General features: G+C 49.0%; 14 protein-coding genes and 1 tRNA gene. 14 read left to right on the top strand and 1 reads right to left on the bottom strand.

Annotation, left to right across the window (positions count from 1 at the left end; all coding sequences use genetic code 11):
• Positions 1 to 45: 45 nt before the first annotated feature.
• From OTERR_RS13065 to OTERR_RS13010, 12 genes are all read left to right on the top strand, one after another.
• Positions 46 to 121, top strand: a tRNA-Ala gene (locus OTERR_RS13065).
• Between the two features lie 109 nt (positions 122 to 230).
• Positions 231 to 1,457 (top strand): lipopolysaccharide biosynthesis protein, encoded by a 1,227-nt coding sequence (locus OTERR_RS13060; RefSeq protein WP_149426038.1) that lies wholly within the window; start codon positions 231 to 233, stop codon positions 1,455 to 1,457.
• A 161-nt stretch (positions 1,458 to 1,618) separates the two neighbouring features.
• Positions 1,619 to 2,671: a glycosyltransferase gene (locus OTERR_RS13055; protein ID WP_187775242.1), complete on the top strand. Its 1,053-nt coding sequence runs from the start codon at positions 1,619 to 1,621 to the stop codon at positions 2,669 to 2,671.
• The gene (locus OTERR_RS13050) at positions 2,664 to 3,995 is read left to right on the top strand and encodes a glycosyltransferase family protein (protein ID WP_187775241.1); all 1,332 of its coding nucleotides are present in this window, start codon (positions 2,664 to 2,666) and stop codon (positions 3,993 to 3,995) included. Before OTERR_RS13055 ends, OTERR_RS13050 begins: the two co-directional genes overlap by 8 nt.
• Complete coding sequence (locus OTERR_RS13045; RefSeq protein WP_149426035.1) at positions 3,985 to 4,659, top strand: class I SAM-dependent methyltransferase; 675 nt, start codon at positions 3,985 to 3,987, stop codon at positions 4,657 to 4,659. Before OTERR_RS13050 ends, OTERR_RS13045 begins: the two co-directional genes overlap by 11 nt.
• The gene (locus tag OTERR_RS13040) at positions 4,622 to 5,953 is read left to right on the top strand and encodes a hypothetical protein (protein ID WP_149426034.1); all 1,332 of its coding nucleotides are present in this window, start codon (positions 4,622 to 4,624) and stop codon (positions 5,951 to 5,953) included. The genes OTERR_RS13045 and OTERR_RS13040 overlap by 38 nt, the downstream gene beginning before the upstream one ends.
• Before the next feature lie 47 nt (positions 5,954 to 6,000).
• On the top strand, positions 6,001 to 6,741 hold the full coding sequence (locus OTERR_RS13035) for a glycosyltransferase family 2 protein (protein WP_149426033.1): 741 nt from the start codon (positions 6,001 to 6,003) through the stop codon (positions 6,739 to 6,741).
• 5 nt (positions 6,742 to 6,746) lie between these two features.
• Positions 6,747 to 7,652: a branched-chain-amino-acid transaminase gene (gene ilvE, locus OTERR_RS13030; RefSeq protein ID WP_187775240.1), complete on the top strand. Its 906-nt coding sequence runs from the start codon at positions 6,747 to 6,749 to the stop codon at positions 7,650 to 7,652.
• A 1-nt stretch (position 7,653) separates the two neighbouring features.
• A complete protein-coding gene (locus tag OTERR_RS13025) occupies positions 7,654 to 8,253 on the top strand; it encodes a sugar transferase (RefSeq protein WP_149426031.1) in 600 nt (199 codons plus the stop codon).
• Positions 8,243 to 9,478 carry a type III PLP-dependent enzyme domain-containing protein gene (locus OTERR_RS13020; protein WP_149426030.1) on the top strand — a complete coding sequence of 412 codons (1,236 nt, stop codon included), beginning with the start codon at positions 8,243 to 8,245 and terminating at the stop codon, positions 9,476 to 9,478. Before OTERR_RS13025 ends, OTERR_RS13020 begins: the two co-directional genes overlap by 11 nt.
• Positions 9,479 to 10,288 (top strand): aldolase/citrate lyase family protein, encoded by an 810-nt coding sequence (locus tag OTERR_RS13015; protein WP_149426029.1) that lies wholly within the window; start codon positions 9,479 to 9,481, stop codon positions 10,286 to 10,288.
• Positions 10,289 to 10,446: 158 nt separating this feature from the next.
• On the top strand, positions 10,447 to 12,399 hold the full coding sequence (locus OTERR_RS13010) for a nucleoside-diphosphate sugar epimerase/dehydratase (protein ID WP_149426028.1): 1,953 nt from the start codon (positions 10,447 to 10,449) through the stop codon (positions 12,397 to 12,399).
• Positions 12,400 to 12,482: 83 nt separating this feature from the next.
• Here the strand turns inward: OTERR_RS13010 and OTERR_RS13005 are convergent, their stop codons facing one another.
• On the bottom strand, positions 12,483 to 13,727 hold the full coding sequence (locus tag OTERR_RS13005; protein WP_149426027.1) for a nitronate monooxygenase: 1,245 nt from the start codon (positions 13,725 to 13,727) through the stop codon (positions 12,483 to 12,485).
• 376 nt (positions 13,728 to 14,103) lie between these two features.
• On the opposite strand from OTERR_RS13005, the gene OTERR_RS13000 reads away from it, so the two are divergent.
• Together OTERR_RS13000 and OTERR_RS12995 are read left to right on the top strand one after the other, a co-directional pair.
• Complete coding sequence (locus OTERR_RS13000) at positions 14,104 to 16,362, top strand: TonB-dependent receptor (RefSeq protein ID WP_149426026.1); 2,259 nt, start codon at positions 14,104 to 14,106, stop codon at positions 16,360 to 16,362.
• A 91-nt stretch (positions 16,363 to 16,453) separates the two neighbouring features.
• A complete protein-coding gene (locus OTERR_RS12995; protein ID WP_149426025.1) occupies positions 16,454 to 17,806 on the top strand; it encodes an alkaline phosphatase family protein in 1,353 nt (450 codons plus the stop codon).
• Positions 17,807 to 17,834: the final 28 nt, after the last annotated feature.

Raw genomic sequence — 17,834 nt, 5'->3', positions numbered from 1 at the left:
CCTTTGACAAAGATATAAGTGATGCTAAAATTCGAAAGATGTTTTGGGGCGGTAGCTCAGCTGGGAGAGCGTCGCGTTCGCAATGCGAAGGTCGGGAGTTCGATCCTCCTCCGCTCCACCAACGTTCAATTTTGTAAAAATTTTAAAACCAGCGACTTTTAAAAGTCGCTGGTTTTTTTTTTTGATGTTTAAGCAGAAGTGGCTGCTTCTTTCACATAAAAGAATTTCTGATGCGGGAAAAGATTATTTGGCTTGTTGCTTATTGCGTTGAAAAAGGCGCAAATTTTATTTTTTTGCCATTGGTGGTTGCTGCGTTTGGTGCGAAGAGTTACAGCATTTACGCTCAAACATTGGCGAGCGCAGCGATGATTTCTGTAGTTGTAATTCTTGGGCAGGGCACTTTGTTGATTAAAAACAACCCTGAAGGGGATTGTGAAAAAATAAGAATTTATATAAATAAAGTGGTGGTTATTTTTGCGATCGAAGCAATTTTTTTGTTGGGATTGTTCCTGGTGTATGGAAGAGATATATCGGTATTCGTGTATGGGGGTGATGTTTCGTTTTTGTTTTTGTTTTTTATAGTCGCATTTGCGTTTGTTGATGTTGCGTTTGAAGTTGTGTGTGTAAGCGCGCTGCGTGCTAGGTCAGAGTTTAAAAGGGGAAGTTTTTTTGTAATATTAAAGACAGCGGGGAAGCTTGTTCCTCTAATCGGTTGTCTTTGGGTTAAGGTTGAATTGGTAGAGTATATGATGCTCAGTCTTGCCCTACAAGGGGGGTTGGTTATCATTCAATATGCAAATTCTTGTCGAGGAAAGCGGCGAGCAGGTCAGAGTGTTAGAGTTATGGATGGCGCTTTTGATGTCGTTGTGAATGCGCTTCTTGTCACGGGGTTGCTCTCTGTTAGTCGATATGTTCTTGTTAATAAAACGGATATTTTTACCGTTGGTTATTACTCTGCAATTACGACGATAACAGGCGTGGTCGCGATTTTGTATTCGGGTACAGGGTACTTTTTGTATACAAAAATTGTCAAACAATGGGCTGGCGGTGATTTTGTTGGGTTGAGACAGCTTTACTTAAAAGCGCTTGCTTGGTTTGTGTTGATTGCAGCGACGTTGTCTTTTTTGGTTTGCATAGCTGGAGATCTTGTTTTTTCTTTGGTTTATGGGGAGGGGGTCAAGGTTGGGGCGTGGAGTTTTTTATTTTTGGCTCTTTTCCAAGTCCTCTTTGGTGTCTATCAGTTTTCATACTATGTGATACTGATGGGAGCGCACACAAGGTATAATTTTTTTCTCATTGGGCCAGCCATTGCTCTGCTCGTCGTTGTGCAGGGACTTGTTATCCCCCATCACGGATTAGTAGGGGCAGCATTTGTTCAGATGATGGTTATGGGAGTTGTGGCAGGTATTTCGGTTTTGGTGGTGATGAGACGGTTGCGCGCACGCATAACGTTATAAGACTTGAGTGCGGATGTTTTTCAAACATCAGCTCGCGCTTTATATGCGTGTTGTTCTTTGGATTTCCTTGAAGCTATGGCGGCTGTTTTGTTTGTCGCGCGTAGCTCGGTTGCTTTCTCAAGGCGATGATGATTTGTCGAGATGATTGTAAGATAATCTTTTTGGCTAGTGCCGCTTCTGTGCATAGTCATAAATGGGTCGGCTTGCTAAGTTCCAGTGCATATAAAATTTATTGGATATCGACTCATGAAAATAATGTTGGAAAAATTTCGTCCAATGTGAATTATTTGGAATTTACAAAGGGTGGTGCTGTGTTTAGGTTTTTTCAAGCATTGTGCGCTCTTTATAGGCTCAGTGCAGCTGGTAAGGTAATAATCCATGTGCATTATATTGGATATTACGCTCTGCTCGCCTATCTAAGGCCCGCTAGGCGGTTAGTGTTAACCGCCTGGGGGTCGGATGTATTAATCAATAGTAGAAGCTTTTTAAAGCGAGTTTTTTTAAAGTTGGCTTTGGCTCGTGCTCTTCTTGTTACGTATGATGGCGGGAATATGAAGAAGCGGTTGCTTGATTTGGGATGTTCTAGCAATAAGTTATTGCCAATAAGATTTGGTGTCGATACTAGAAAGTTTTGTAAAAAAGCGCATGCTGAAGATTTTGGGGTGATAAAGTTAATAAGTCTTCGCAATCATGAGCGCATATATGATATTGAAACACTTCTAAAGGCGGTGAAGCTGTTGTATGTTCGAGGGTTTCACATAAAACTCTCCTTGTATGGAACAGGGTACGATTCCTCCAGGTTAAACAATATTAAAAATAACTTAGGCTTAGAGAGTGTTGTCAATTTTTATGGGCGGTACGAATATAATGAATTGCCGAGTATTTTAAAAGGGAATGATATATATATATCAACCTCCCTATCGGATTCTGGTCTGTCGTCAAGCACAGCAGAGGCGATGGCTTGTGGCTTGGCCGTAGTAATTACTGATGTTGGTGAAAACTCTATGTGGGTGAAAGACGGCGTTAGCGGGAAGTTATTTGTACCGTCAAATGCAAATTCTTGTGCTGAAGCTATTCAGTTCTTTATAGAGAATTCTGCGAGCCGTATAGAGTGCGGCCGGGTGGCAAAAAATTTGATGAGGCACTCAAACGACATGCGCATCGAGGCAGCAAAAATGAAAAATGCATACGAAGGAGTTTTCGCCCATGCATAAGCTATTGGTTGTTGCTGATATTCAGCACGCGAGCCCAAGAGTTCCGTCGCTAGTTCATTTTTTTTCAAAATATGGATGGGATGTAAAAATAATAAGCCCAGGTTGCGCTAAAGATATTAAAAAGCATGTCGGGCTGCTTAATGAGGAGAAGGTGGAGATAGTAAGTTTCTTGTGCCCATATGATATTTGGTCTCCTTATCGAAAAATAATTAAGAGATTTTTTTCAAAGGGCGATGCAGGTGATGACGGAGGAGAGTACCAAGGCGGCCTGCTTAATAAATTAGCTGATGCAAGTCAATGGAGCTCCGCAAAATCGGCTTTGCGCTCCATGATGAATGTGTATAGATTGGTGCGCGGAGCTTTCCCAGATGATTATGTTACTGCGCGACAAAATTGGGTGGCCGAAGGTGTGCGTGTAGCAGAAAATTGGAAACCTGATGTCCTACTAAGTTCTTCCCCACATCCAACTGCTCATGTTTGTGCCAAAGCAATCTCAATCAAGACTGGGATTGTCTGGGTTGCAGAATTCCGTGATTTATGGACCATGAATCATAGTTATGAGTATGGATGGTTGCACAAAATTATTGATCGCCTTTTGGAAAGGCGAACGATGGTGCATGCCCGTGAACTGGTTACTGTGACTCCCTCCTTCAAGAAAAAATTAGAAGATATGCATCACCGGCCGGTTTCTGTTTTCACAAATGGCTTTTTTAGGAAAAATCCACGGCTGGGCGTCTCAAAAAATAGAAAAATGACTTTTCTATATACGGGGCTTGTTTATGAAGGAAAGCAAAATCTAAGATTGCTCTTTGAGATATTTCATGAGGTTATTTTTAAAGCCTGCCCCGCTGCTAATGAAAATATTGAAGTGGTCTTTCTTGGCCCCAAACCAATTTCGTTTGATGGGTATGTTGCTCAATATAATTTAGAATGTGTTTTCCGCCACGGTGGCATGCATCCGCGCGAGTATGTGATTGAACGCCAGGCCGAGGCAGATGTACTTTTGCTATTAAATTGGGATGATCCCGATGAGACGGATGTCTATCCTACGAAGCTTTTTGAATATATGGCATGCGATGGAGTGCTCTTAGCAACAGGAGGGCATCTAAACGATAATGTACGAAAAATTGTTGAGGAAACGCAGTCGGGGGTTTATGCCATTTCAAAAGAGGAGGCAGTTGAATTCATTGCCCACGCATATAATGATTGGGTGTGTGGCTCTCTAGGGAATTCGGTGACTAAGGATGTCGAAAAGTATAGCATGGCTGCTATAGCATTTGATTATTCTAGATTCTTGAAACAGGTAGTATTAAATGCTGGGTGAGAAAATGAGTGGGTTTGATGATCAGTTTAGTTTGAGTTCGGAAGACTACTTGAATCAGCTTAATTTTGTAAACTGGATACGCTATTATCACATTCTAAAAACTGCGCTGGCAATAAAGCCAAGTAGGGTTTTGGAAATCGGCGTTGGTAATGGAATTGTTCGCGATATTCTATCGAGGCACTGTTCTGTGTACCACACCTTAGACATCAACGCACGGCTGGCACCCGATTATGTACGGGATCTCAGCGAGCCCGATTTTTCTGACCTTTCAGACTACGATCTTGTAATTGTTGCTGATGTGCTTGAGCATATTCCTTTTGACAAAGTCAAGATCGCTCTTAAGAATATATCAAGATATTTACGCCCAGGTGGTAAGGTAATTGCTACGATACCGAATCGGCGCTCTCATTTTTTATTTATGTCTCCGACATATAAACCAAGCTACTTTAGTTTGCCGCACGGCTTTCTTACACTTGGCTCTTTTATAAGGAGGTTTATATTAAAGAAAATTTGGATTGATCCGCACCATTGCTGGGAAATCTCTGACGGTTCAATTACTGTCAAGAATGTTGAAAGCGTCTTTGCGGACTGCTGTTTTTTAATTGAGAATCATAAGAGAATTACTTATGTCGATCTTTGGCTTGCTAAGAAGGCGGGGCATTAGAGAAAGTCTGCTGGGGTTGTCAATAGCGGCGTATCCCGTTCAATATGAGGGGCATGCGTTATTGCTCGCTAGCGCTTTCTTTCTGTATGTTACAAGCTTGCTTGTCTTTGTTTTTGATAAGGGCGATGGCTGGCGGAGATTGTTTTTTAATTATTTCTCAAGTAAAACAGGCTTGGCTTTTTTTGCCTTTAGTTTGGTGTGTCTAGTTGCAACATTAAGGGGTATTTTTGAAAGGCCGCTACTAATTTATTTTGTTTTCTTGTTCTTTGGCGTGAACTTGATTGTTGCGGTACGGCTGCAATATGGGAAGATTCACGGTATTCGAAAAGCCCTTCTCGCGGGTAGTTTTGCAGCGGTTATCTATATTCAGATATGGGGGTTGATTGGGCAATTTGTCCACAATGATAGATTTTTTTATCAGGGTTGGTACGTTAATGGATCTGCATTCAATTTCTGGTTGCTTATCCCGATTTGTGCAATGGCAGTAATTCGAGCAGTGAGGCGCGAAGATTGCCGATATGAGTTGTCCGCTCTCCTGTTAATGGTGTGCGTTGGCGGATATTTCGATTCAAGAATATCTATGCTTGTGCCTTTTGTAATATTGGGGCCCTATTTTTTTTATAGGGCAAGGGCCGTTTTTTTTGGTGCGCTGATTGTTGGCTGTTTTGTTGTCCATGTACTTGGGTTGGCAACAAATCACGATATGGTTTTTGGAAAAGACTTTAGTCCAAGCGATTTTTTAGCACGCCACATTAACCCTTTGCTAGATGTTGGTAGAGCAGTGGCTATTAAATCTAGTTCAGGTGAGGGGTTAAGTGGTGCTGCTGGGAATGTTGGCTTTAAGTCAAGCGATTATGATCGTCTTTTGCCAATCTTTGTTGCTATAAAAACGCTTGAATCTGAAGGGGGAGGGCTGTGGGGGCATGGCATGTATTCGCACCAGTCACTCATGTATTCGCGAATGCAACAGGCCACCTCAGAAAGTGGGATTGAAAAGTCCACAAATAATGGTGTCGTACGGACCAGCACCTTGCCGTCCATGCTGATCGATGTAGGTTACTTTGGCGTATTTTTGCTTTTTGTGGTTGCGATACTTTCTATTTGGAAGAATTTGGCCAGCTTGCCTAAAGCCCTTAAGCCTCTTGGTGTGGTGCTCCCTCTGACAAATTTAGGATGGATTGTCATTATGAATGTGACGATATCGCCTTTTTTTTACTTGTTGCTAGTTCCGATGAAAGTTTACGTTGATCTAAGTGGTGATTCCGATAGTTATTCGAATTCGAAGCTTGAGTAAACTATTTAGGATATAAAAAAGGTCATTTGCGGAGTCGTCGAGCGGAGATGCGTTCACTAAGTGTTATTATTCCATTTCACGACAGATTGGATCTGTTGTGTCGTGCTGTTGAGTCTATTCAGCTATGTTGGCAACAATGCCCTGGGGTCGATTTTGAAGTGGTGATTGCAAACGATGGCGATCACTCTCAGGGGGCTATTGCCGATGCCCTGCAAGATTTTGATCTGCTAATTAAAGTGGTGAAAAATTTTGGGCAGAGAGGACCTGGTGGGGCACGAAATGCAGCAATAGAACAGAGTGCTGGAGAGTTTTTGGCTTTTTTGGATGCGGACGATTTTTGGCTGCCCGAAAAAATACTAAAGCAAATGGAGGCGGCTAAGGCTGGGGCGACTTTTATTGTTACGGGCTATTCCTTCGAGGGGCGTTCAAATGAAGTATTCCCCCCCGCATCAATTGATGCCGCATCAGATATTCTTGTTAAACGTGGAATTGGAACTTCAACTGTTTTGCTAGCGCGCGCACTTGTTGAAGTAGAGCGCTTTGCAAATCTAAGATATGCACAAGATATTGATTTCTGGTTTCGATTGGCAAAGTCGGAACTTTTCAAGTACAAGGCTATTCATGAAGTTCTGTGTGTTTACTACCCTTCTGGTAGTACAAAGAATAAATTCACCCAGCTAAAGTTTTTTGGAATCGTGGTTGAAAGAAGTGGCTTGCCATTATGGATGCGCATGAAGGCGTATGTAAGTTATATATTAAATGGTGTTTATAATCATTATATAAAGTGATGCGCATGAAAAGAACTATTTGGTTGTCTGGAGCGCTTGTAGACTCTCAGAGTGCGATGATTGGTGCTCTTTCACCGGCGGCTCAATTTGGATTGAGTGTCTTTGAAGGTATTCGAGCATATCGATCAGAGAAAACTGGTGCCTTGAATGTTTTCAGATTAAATGAGCATCTCGAAAGGCTTTTTGACTCGTGCAGCCTGGTAGGATTTTGCTCTCCATATAACATGAGTGAATTGGAAAGTATTATTAAAATGGTGGTTCGGGCTAATGACTATCGTTCTGATATTGCTATTCGGGTCGCTGTGTTTGTTGATGGAGAAGGATCTTGGACAAGTTCTGAGCCTATCAATTTGTTTGTTGCTCCAATCGAGAAATGTCGGAGTGATATTCTTCAATTAAAAGCACTTAAAGCATGTGTTTCATCATGGGTGCGTATCGGAGATAACTCTCTTCCCCCTCGGGTTAAATTGGGTGCTAATTACATAAATTCCCGTTACGCATATAACCAGGCTAAGGCGTTTGGCTGTGATCTGCCAATATTTCTTGCCTCAGATGGAAAACTTTCGGAAAGCACTGGGGCGTGCATTTTTCTAATTAAGGATGGGAGGTTAATAACCCCGCTCTGCACCTCTTCAATTTTGAATAGCATTACTCGCGAGACAGTCATTGTTCTCGGTGGAGAAATGGGGCTTTTAGTTGAAGAGCGAGTAGTTGATCGTACAGAATTGTATTTGGCCGATGAAATTTTCCTTTGTGGAACGGCTGCAGAATTAACGCCAGTCGGCCAAGTGGATCAATTTAAGATCGGGGATGGTAGTCCAGGTAAGATTACTCTCGCATTGCTTAAACAATATCATGCTGCTGTAAGTGGGGAGCTTGAGCAGCACGCATCCTGGTTGACCCCGATTTGATATGGTTTTCTTAAAAAGAATAATTGATTTGTTTTTAGGGGTGGTGTTGCTTTTATTGCTGCTCCCCTTGCTAATTGTTATTTGTATTTTCATAAAAATAGACTCAAGAGGGCCTGTTTTTTTTACTCAGGAGAGGTTAGGGTTGGGGGGGGCGCCATTTTGTATGTATAAATTCCGTACGATGGTGCCTGGTGCCGAGCATATGAACGAGGGGCTGTTTTGCTATACAGGCGACCCTCGTATCACACGTGTCGGCTCTCTGCTTAGAAAGCTTAGTCTGGATGAGCTCCCTCAGTTGTTAAATGTTATTTTAGGTGATATGGCTATTGTTGGGCCACGGCCGCCTGTAACTTATGAATTAGGTGAGTATAAGGATTTTTCACCTGAGCTAAAGCGCCGGTTCTCTGTTAAGCCTGGGATTACTGGATTGGCGCAGATATCGGGTAGGAATGATTTGGAGTGGCCTGAGAAAATCAAGTACGACAATATTTATATTGATAATTTTAATAAGCTAGGGATTTTTGAGGATGCAAGAATTGTTTTTCGTACGGCTTTTGTGGTTTTGTCGATGAAGGGAATATTTGAGAAAAATGAACGATAATATTCTTGATAATTGGAATAGTATTTCTTGCGCTAGCCAAGAGCTCGGTGATGCTTTTTATTTTTTTGACGAGGCGCGATTTTGTAGCAACTATCACGAAATGCTCGGTGAGTTCGCAAGATTCTATCCTAGGGTTGAAATAGCTTACTCATATAAGACAAACTACACTCCGTATATTTGTAAGCTCGTAGATAGATTGGGTGGGCGCGCCGAAGTTGTCTCTGAGATGGAGCTTGAATTGGCACGTAGAGTGGGTGTTGATTTTGGCAAAGTAATTTACAACGGTCCGTGTAAATCATATTCATCTCTTGATGCGGCAGCTCGTGCAGGTGTCTTAATTAATCTAGATAATCTTGAGGATATTAAGAAGCTTGAGATAATTTGCGCCCAGACCGAAATGCCAACGGTTCAGGTTGCTTTTCGCTGTAATTTTGGTGAAATTGATGGGCAGTCCTCACGATTTGGATTTGATGTTGGAGGGGAAGAGTTCGAGAAAGCGTTGAAAATAATTTCAAAGAATAAAAGGCTTGACCTTGTAGGATTGCATTGCCACTACCCCAATCGCCAGCCATCTACATACAAAACTCGCGCATTAAAAGTAGTTGCTTTGGCCAATAGAATATTTTCTAATCCGCCTAAGTTTATAAATTTGGGTGGTGGTTTTATGAGTCATATGCCAGCCGACTTGGCTAACAAGATGGGTGTTGTTCCGGCCTCATTTTGTGACTATGCACAAATTATTGGTAATGAGCTTATTCGTCATTACGGAGATAAGGATGATTTGCCAACTCTGATTGTAGAGCCAGGTACTGCTCTGGTTGCAGATACATTAAATTTTGTATGTCAAGTTACATCTACTCGATATGTCGGCGAAAGACTTATTGCTGTTGTTTCCGGCAGTATATTCAACATAAGCCCAACGGCAAGGTCGTCAAATTTACCGGTTACGCTTGTTTGTAATCCACAAAACTTGCGCGATAGTGAGCTGGTATTCGATGTGGCTGGTTATACATGTATCGAGAGTGATTTTCTTAGCAGGAATGTTCGCGGTAATCCGATGGTAGGTGATTTTTTGGTCTATTCAAATGTAGGCTCTTACTCTGTGGTAATGAAGCCTCCGTTTATATTGCCAAGTGTGCCTATTGTTATGTGCGGAAAAAATGGCCTGGAGGTTATAAAGCAGGGTGAGGACTTTGATTATATTTTTGAAAAATTTAAGTTTTAAATGGAATATATATTTATAACTGCCGATGCTTGTCGTGCTGCTATTGCTGACTCTTGTAGGGTTGACTATGTGATGGTTGATCTTGAGATTAATGGCAAAGTCGAGCGGCAAGGGCACCTTAATACATTGATATCTCGGCACACCTTAGAAGATGTTAAAAAGGTAAAAACTGTTCTCAGCTGTTCGAAGTTGTTGGTCAGGGTGAATCCAATCCATAAGGATTCAGCGGCAGAGATTGCTTCAGTAATTGACGGAGGCGCAGATGCGATTATGCTTCCAATGTTCAGAACTGAGGCTGAAGTCCGCCGCTTTGTTGAATTAATTAATGGTCGTGTGGAGGTGGTTCTGCTAGTGGAGACGGCAGCTTCACTAATAAGGCTGAAGTCAATTTTAGAGATAGGTGGGGTCGATTCGATACATGTTGGTCTTAATGACTTGCATATTGAATGTCGTCTGGATTTTATGTTTGAGATTGTGTCTGATGGCATAATGGATTGGGTTGCTTCAATGTGTCAGATGAGGGGGGTTAAATTTGGTTTTGGAGGGGTGGGGAGAATTGGGAGGGGGGCTGTTCCTGCTGAATTAATTCTGGCCGAACATATGCGCCTAGGTTCCCAGCGCGTTATTTTATCTCGTGATTATCAAGACTGTTTTGTTTCTTCTGGTTTGGATTTTTGTGGTGAGTTTGAAAAAACTATTTCTTATGTGGCAGATATTTCGCGGGTGACCCCTGTGGGAGCTCAAAGGCTTCATGAGAATTTTAGATCTGCTGTTAAGCATGTTGTGAGCTTGCGTCAAGACTGTGATTGATTTTTTGCAGTAAGGGGAAGTTGCCGGGTTGAGGTGGGTCTGGAGTCTGGAAAGGTGTTTTCCATTGGTTAGGGTTCTGGGCGCTTTCTTTCTGTTTTGCTTGTGTTTTTGTGATTAAGTGTGTTTTCTCGGCTAAGAAGACATTGAAAGAGCTAAGTATGCAAGTTGAGGTTGCTACTAATCCATTTTTGGCTTTGCCAAGAATGGTGAAGCGTTTGATCGCCCTTGCAATAGATGCAAGTCTTTGCGTTCTTTGTGTCTGGTTTGCATTTTACTTACGGCTTAATGAGTTTGTTGCACTCTCAGGTGGAGTTGCTATTGCCGTTTGGGTCGCGCTTGCCCTCCAATTGCCGATTTTTGCAGCAATGGGCCTTTATCGAGCCATTTTTCGGTATTCAGGTTGGCCTGCACTTCACGCTGTAATAAAAGCGTGCGGCGTCTACGCTATGTTGTATTCTGCAATTTTTACGGCTTATGGTATTCCCGATATTCCGCGTACAATTGGTTTGATTCAACCAATGCTTCTTTTTTTTGCAGTTGGAACTTCACGTGCATTTGCCCGCTATTGGTTGGGTGGTCTTTACCGGGCCAGGCTCGCGAAAGCGGATTTGCCTAAGGTGCTTATTTATGGCGCAGGGGGGGCGGGGAGGCAGCTAGCTGCTGCAATGGCTAATAATTTTGAGATGAGAGTGGTCGGCTATCTGGATGACGATTTGACTTTGCAAGGGAATTTGCTTAACGGTTTGCCAATTTATAACCCTCGTAATTTAAATGACTTGGTAGATAGTGTCGGGGTTTGCAGTGTTTTATTAGCACTGCCTAGTATTTCGAGGCAGCGCCGGAATAAAATATTAAATGACCTTCTAAAGGCAAAGGTTTCTGTACGTACACTGCCAAGTTTCACTGCTTTGGCTAAAGGGAGATTTGGTTTTGCCGATCTTCAAGAGCTGGATGTTGATGACCTTTTAGGCCGCGATCCTGTGGCTCCTAATCCGGTTTTATTAGCCAAGAATATTACAGGGAAAACTGTGTTAGTTACGGGGGCCGGTGGATCGATTGGTGGGGAACTGTGTCGGCAAATTGCTCAGCTTTCCCCTTCGGTTTTACTCTTGATAGAACAGAGTGAGTTTGCATTGTATGAAATTCATCAAGAGTTGCTCGCAAAAGAGTATATAAATTGTGGTGGTGCGATTCGAATGGTTCCACTGCTTGCTTCTGTGCGTGATGAAGGACGCATGGGGGATATTATGAGAACCTGGCGCCCTGATATTGTGTACCACGCAGCTGCATACAAGCATGTGCCTGTTGTTGAACACAATCCTGCAGAAGGAATCAAAAATAATGTACTTGGTACGCTTAAAACGGCTGAGGCGGCTGAGCGATGTGGTGTTGCAGATTTTGTGCTGATCAGCACAGATAAGGCAGTCCGTCCAACGAATATCATGGGGGCTAGCAAACGCCTTGCTGAAATGATTCTTCAGGCTTTTGCAGCAAATAATTCAAAAACAAAATTCACCATGGTTAGATTTGGAAATGTGCTTGGTTCCTCTGGATCTGTTGTGCCAAAATTTAGGCAGCAAATTCGCAATGGCGGCCCAATCACCCTTACACACCCTGATATAACACGTTACTTTATGACTATTCCTGAAGCTGCTCAGCTTGTTATTCAGGCTGGAGCCATGGCAAAGGGTGGGGATGTCTTCGTCTTGGACATGGGGGGGGCGGTTAAGATCATCGATCTTGCACGCAGAATGATTGAATTGTCTGGCTTGTCCGTTAAGGACTCTGAGAACCCTGATGGTGATATTGAAATTGAAATAACAGGATTGCGCCCTGGGGAAAAGTTGTATGAGGAGCTCCTCATCGGTGATAACCCAAAACCTACCTCTCATCCAAGAATAATGAAGGCTCACGAGGACTTTATTCCATTGTCTGATCTTGTGCCAAAAATAAAAGAACTAGAGAGCTGTTTGAGATTTGGTGATGTGGAGGCGCTGCGCAATATAATGCAGGAGTTGGTTCCGGAATATTCTCCGGCAGGTGATGTTGTGGATTGGATTCATATGGAGAAGCTGGTGTCAGTTCCCTGCTGTGAGTTAGTTGGTTCTTGATTTTCTGCCTTTTCTTTAAATTAAAATGGGCGAGGATTTCTCCTCGCCCATTTTAATTGTTGGATGATTCAGTGATCTATTTGCTACTCAGGTAGCGATATCTTCCCGTCGGTACTGAACTGGTAGTCACGGAAGACGTGTTCGGCGCTGAGAAGTTGATAACTGCCATCCTCATTCTGCCGGGTGGTGTCCTTGAGCCGGTAGGTGTACTGACCGCAGGTCCAGCAGTCGAAGTTGCGCATGTGGGTGCACAGGCAGGTTTTGTCAAAAACCTTGACCTTGCGCGCTTCGGGGTGGGCGGCCACTTCGCGGTTGTAGGCCTCGATGTACTGGCAGTTGCCGGAGGCGTCGAGTAAATAGCCGTAGGCTTCGCAGTTGGGGCGGATGCCGCTGCCGATGGCGGGGCTGTTCTTGAGCATGCGCATCGGGTAGCCGGTGGGCGAGATCTGGTTAACCTCGATCTGGTCTTCGCTGGCCTTGAAGTATTCCTGCTGCACGTCTTCAGGCAGGCCGCACTCGCGGGTTACGGTGAAGCGGGTGGCGACCTGGACGGCGCTGGCCCCCATTTCCAGGAAGCCCACTGCGTCCGAGCCAGTGAAGATGCCACCGGCGGGAATGAGGGGGATGTCGAGCTTTTCGGCGATCAGCCAATTGCGGATTTCGGCGACGATGGTAGCCAGGTCGTACTCAGCCCAGTCCATGCCAAAGCCCAAGTGGCCGCCGGCCAAGGGGCCTTCCACCACCACGTAGTCAGGTAGGCGACCGGTGCGGGAGTTCTTCTTGAGGAAGATCTGCAGGGCGCGTAGGGACGAGACGATGATGCCCAGCTTGGCGTCGTGGAAGCGGGGGTGGTCCTCGATCAGGGCGAATGAACCCAGGTGCAGGCCGGCCGCCAAGGTGATGCCATCGATGCCAGCATCCAGCGCGGCCCGCAAGCGAACGCGCAGCGTTTCCTTGGGGCCGTTCATCGTCAGCTTTTCCATGCAGTTGATGAACACCAGGCCGGGGCCGCGCTTGGCTTCCATGGTCCGGCCGACGTGCATGGCGGTAGCTTCGGCAAGCAGCGCCAGGTCGAACTGGACTACCGATTTGTCGGAGTTGGCGACGTTGAACTTGTATTGGGCGAGCTTGTTTCGCACGTACTTGGTGTTGAACCGACGGTCGGACACCGTCGGCACCATGGCATCCGAAATATGGCCAATGCCACCGAGGCGCGCTGCCTCGAGGGAGAGCTCGGCGGTCGAAATATCGACGCCCATGCCGCCCACCATGATCGGTACCAGTTCGTGTTTGCCTAGACGCAGGCGAAAGTCATCCACTCGCTTCATTACTTGAGAATCCGTTTTTTGCCCAACCTCGCATTATCGCTGCTGCGCCGAAATTCGGGGGCGTTTTGGCCAAAAAAGAATTGTTGATGGCGCTTCCGCAGGTCTGGTGAGCACCGCGCGATGGTTCTCCGCCGGTTGGCGGGGGCGGATCGCTGCTGGGTGTGGTGCGGTTTGGCCAGTGCCAACAGGAATTTGTGCGCTACAGCACATAGGCATACTTTCCGAATTTGCAACTAACTGTTTTTACAGGATTGTTACATTGGCATGACATCTGCTAATCCGTAGGTCCCGGTGGGGGGGGAATTCGCTTTTGCCCACCCGTGGCGTCCGGGGACGATTCCGGGCGCACCAACGACTATTACGCGGAGATGCAAGCATGAAAAAACTACTGCTCGGAGGGCTGGTGGGCATTGGCGGTGCGCTGAGTGGCATTCCGGCCCTGGCTCAATCCAGCACTGCGCCGTCGGGGGAATCGACGGCAGCGCTGCCCACGGTGGTGGTGACCGCCCAGCGGCGGGAGCAGTCGGCCCAGGACGTGGGGGCCGCCCTGACGGTACTGTCCGGTGAGGATTTGACAAACAAGGGCATCACCAACATCAACAAGCTGCAGTACGAGGTGCCCAACGTCGAGATCGACCCCCAGTACGGCAGCGGCCAGCCCCTGTTCCGCATCCGCGGGGTCGGGCTCAAGGATTACGCGACCAACAACACTTCGACCGTGGGCGTGTATGTGGACGAGGTGGCCTATCCCTTCCCGGTGCAGACGCAGGGCCTGCTCTTCGATATCGATCGGGTTGAAGTGCTGCGCGGCCCCCAGGGCACCCTCTATGGGCGCAACAGCACCGGCGGCGCGATCAACTTCCTGTCGCGGCGCCCTACCCAGGTGTTCGATGCCGGGGTGACCGCCAGCTACGGTTCCTACAATGCCAAAACCGTCGAAGGCTATGTTTCCGGCCCCTTCAGCGACGCCTTGCGTGGCCGCTTCTCCTTTGCCCGGGAGCAGGGCGGCGCCTGGCAGTACAACCGGGTGACCGGACAATCCTTGGGTGACAAGGACACCCTGGCTCTGCGCGGCCAGCTGGAGCTGGACGCCACCCGGGACCTGAAGCTCAATCTGACGGTGCACCACGGCCAGGACAAGTCTGAGAGCCAGGGGCCGCGCCTGTACCAGGGGCTGGTGCCGAACGCTGCCGGCAAAGCCCTGGGATTCTCGACCATCGCCGCGGAAAAGGATCCCCGGGTGACCGGCTGGAGTCTGACGCCGGCCTTTGCCAAGGTCACCGGCCTGTCGGTCGGCGACAAGCCCCACCGCGACAATCAGAGCGACGGTGCGGCGCTGACGGCGAACTGGGAGTTCGACAAGGTCAAGCTGACTAGCATCACCAGCACCGAAAGCTTCAAGCGCCGGGAATTCATTGATTGGGATGGCTCGGCCATTCCCCAGTCGGACGAATACTTCAAGAGCAATATCGGCGTGTTCTCTCAGGAGTTGCGCCTGGCGTCCAAGGGGCAGAACCGCTTCAACTGGCTGGCCGGGGTGTACTACGGCCGGGAAAACCTGGATGAAAAGTTCTACTCCGACTTCACCGGCAACCTCGGCTACGCCACCCTCACTGCCTACAAGCAGAAGGCTGACGTACTGGCCGCTTTCGGCCAGGGGGATTACAAGCTGACCGAAAACACCCGGGTGGTGCTGGGGCTGCGCCAGGAGCACGAAACGCGCAAGCTGGAAAACTTCACCACCAGCTATGCGCTGTATCCGGCGCAGCCGGCCAAGGTGGGCACCAGTACCTTCCCGGCCCAGGACCGTTCCCTCACCTCGGACGAAACCTCGGGCAAGCTCGGCCTGGAATACCAGCTGCGCAAGGGCACCCTGCTATACACCAGCGTCAGCCGCGGGGTGAAGTCTGGCGGCTTCACGGCCTACAACTCGTCCTTCCCGCAGCAGGTCGACGCGGTGAAGCCTGAGGTGCTGTGGGCCTACGAGGTTGGTGCCAAGAGCGACGTGACCCGCTCCCTGCGCCTTAATGCGTCGGCCTTCTACTACGACTACCGGGACCAGCAGTACCAGTCTCAGGTGTTCATCGATCCGGTGATCAAGAACGTGGGCCGCCTGGTGAATATCCCCAAATCGGAAATCTATGGGCTTGAACTGGAATTGCAGTGGGAGCCGATCGCCGGCCTGACCATCGGCCAGTACCTGGGCTACAAGGAAGGCTACTACAAGGAGTACAAGGGGCTGGATGTGGCCGCCACCAAGGCTAACGGTTACACCGCGCCGGTTTATAGCGATTTCGCCGGCCAGGAACTGACCAATTTCCCCAAAACCAGCTATGGTGGCTCCCTGAGCTATACCTGGACCCAGGGCGGTTTCCGCTACACGGCCCAGGGCGACTACGTGTTCCACGACACGCTGAAATCTAGCGTGCCGGCCTACAACACCAACAGCTACTGGCTGGCCAACACTCGCTTTGCGGTGACCCAGCCGGGGGCAAAGTGGACGGCCGCGCTGTGGGTGCGCAACCTGCTCAACACCAAGTACGACCTGTACCACGGCTCCTTCCTGTCCAACGCCCAGATCGCCACCTCCGGCATGCCCCGGACGATCGGCATTCAGGGGATCTACAACTTCTGACGGCAGTCCGCCCCGCCCCCTTCGCGCCTGCCCCGAGTGGGGCGCTGGGGCGGGGCGGCAACCCCCGCCACTCTGGTTCGAGAAACGCTTCATGAACGTCACAACGATTCTGCGCCGCGGATTGGCCGCCTCGCTGTTGCTGGCCTGCGCCGCGGCGCTTGCCGCGCCGGCAAAGCACGTGGTGCTGATCAGCATCGACGGCCTGCGCCCCGAGTTCTACCGCCAGACCGACTGGCCGACCCCCAATCTGCAGGAGCTGGCCCGGGAGGGCAGCAGTTCGGATGGCGTGCGCGGCATCTTTCCCACCCTGACCTATCCTTCCCACACCACCCTGGTTACCGGTGTTGCGCCGGCCGGCCATGGCATTCGCTACAACACCCGCTTTTCCCCTCAGGGGAACGGCCTCTGGTACGTCGATGCCGCCGACGTGCAGGCGCCCACCCTGTGGCAGGCGCTGCGCCAGGCCGGGCTGACCTCGGCGGCCGTCTCCTGGCCGATCAGCAAGGGTGCGCCGATCGACTACAACCTGCCGGAAATCTGGTCTTACACGGATCCCTACGACCGCACCGGCCCGATCCGCGAGCACGCCACGCCACCGGGGCTGTTCGACGAGGTCGAGCGCAACGCAACCGGCAAGCTGCGCGCCCTGGACCTGGATTACCGGGGCCTGGCCATGGACGAGAACAACAGCCGCATCCTGGCCTACCTGCTGCGCACCTACCGGCCCAGCCTGGCTGCGATCCACCTGGTAGCTGCCGACTCCGCCCAGCATGCCGTCGGGCGCAGCGGTGCCCGGGTGAACAAAGCCCTGGCGACGGTGGACAAGGCCGTTGGCAACATCCTCGACGCCTTGAAACAGGCCGGGCTGGCTGCCGACACGGCGGTGATCGTGACCGGTGATCATGGCTTTGCCGCTGTGCACACCTCCCTCTCGCCCAACGTCTGGCTGCGCAAGGCCGGACTGCTGCCCGATGCCCCCGGCGACGGCAACTGGCGCGCCAGCTTCCATGCCGCCGGCGGCAGTGCCTTCCTGCGCCTGCGCGATCCTGGCGACGACGCGGCCCTGACGCGGGTACGCGCCCTGTTAGCAGCGCTGCCCACCGAACAGCAGGCCCTGTTCAGCGTCGTCGAGGTGGAGGAACTGCGCCGTGAAGGCGCCGATCCCGAGGCGGTCCTGGCGCTGGCGGGTACCTCCGGCGTGCTGTTCCGCAACGACGCCACGGGGAGTGTCCTTGGCCAGGCCTCTGGCGGCGCCCATGGTCACCACCCGGATCAGTCGGGCCTGCAGACCGGCTTCATCGGCTACGGTGCCGGCTTTGCCCGGGGCGGCCAGGCCGGCCCTCTGGCCTTGACCGACATCGCCCCGGTGGTCGCCCGCCTCCTCGGCATTCCCTTCGCCGCGCCATGCTCGGCCCAATGCCGCGCCCTGGTGCCGTCCCCCTGATATTCCGGTGCTGGCCCGGCCGGCGCCT

It is taken from the genome of Oryzomicrobium terrae (assembly GCF_008274805.1).
Lineage (GTDB): Bacteria > Pseudomonadota > Gammaproteobacteria > Burkholderiales > Rhodocyclaceae > Oryzomicrobium > Oryzomicrobium terrae.
The sequence above is the reverse complement of the archived record's forward strand: the minus strand, read 5'-3'. Positions and strand labels throughout refer to the sequence as shown.

What these genes read in the sequence shown, in the direction of transcription:
- OTERR_RS13060 (WP_149426038.1), top strand. Translation starts at nt 231, where the DNA reads ATGCGGGAAAAGATTATTTGGCTTGTTGCTTATTGCGTTGAAAAAGGC.
- OTERR_RS13050 (WP_187775241.1), top strand. Translation starts at nt 2,664, where the DNA reads ATGCATAAGCTATTGGTTGTTGCTGATATTCAGCACGCGAGCCCAAGA.
- OTERR_RS13045 (WP_149426035.1), top strand. Translation starts at nt 3,985, where the DNA reads ATGCTGGGTGAGAAAATGAGTGGGTTTGATGATCAGTTTAGTTTGAGT.
- OTERR_RS13040 (WP_149426034.1), top strand. Translation starts at nt 4,622, where the DNA reads ATGTCGATCTTTGGCTTGCTAAGAAGGCGGGGCATTAGAGAAAGTCTG.
- OTERR_RS13035 (WP_149426033.1), top strand. Translation starts at nt 6,001, where the DNA reads ATGCGTTCACTAAGTGTTATTATTCCATTTCACGACAGATTGGATCTG.
- ilvE (WP_187775240.1), top strand. Translation starts at nt 6,747, where the DNA reads ATGAAAAGAACTATTTGGTTGTCTGGAGCGCTTGTAGACTCTCAGAGT.
- OTERR_RS13025 (WP_149426031.1), top strand. Translation starts at nt 7,654, where the DNA reads ATGGTTTTCTTAAAAAGAATAATTGATTTGTTTTTAGGGGTGGTGTTG.
- OTERR_RS13020 (WP_149426030.1), top strand. Translation starts at nt 8,243, where the DNA reads ATGAACGATAATATTCTTGATAATTGGAATAGTATTTCTTGCGCTAGC.
- OTERR_RS13015 (WP_149426029.1), top strand. Translation starts at nt 9,479, where the DNA reads ATGGAATATATATTTATAACTGCCGATGCTTGTCGTGCTGCTATTGCT.
- OTERR_RS13010 (WP_149426028.1), top strand. Translation starts at nt 10,447, where the DNA reads ATGCAAGTTGAGGTTGCTACTAATCCATTTTTGGCTTTGCCAAGAATG.
- OTERR_RS13005 (WP_149426027.1), bottom strand. Translation starts at nt 13,727, where the DNA reads ATGAAGCGAGTGGATGACTTTCGCCTGCGTCTAGGCAAACACGAACTG.
- OTERR_RS13000 (WP_149426026.1), top strand. Translation starts at nt 14,104, where the DNA reads ATGAAAAAACTACTGCTCGGAGGGCTGGTGGGCATTGGCGGTGCGCTG.
- OTERR_RS12995 (WP_149426025.1), top strand. Translation starts at nt 16,454, where the DNA reads ATGAACGTCACAACGATTCTGCGCCGCGGATTGGCCGCCTCGCTGTTG.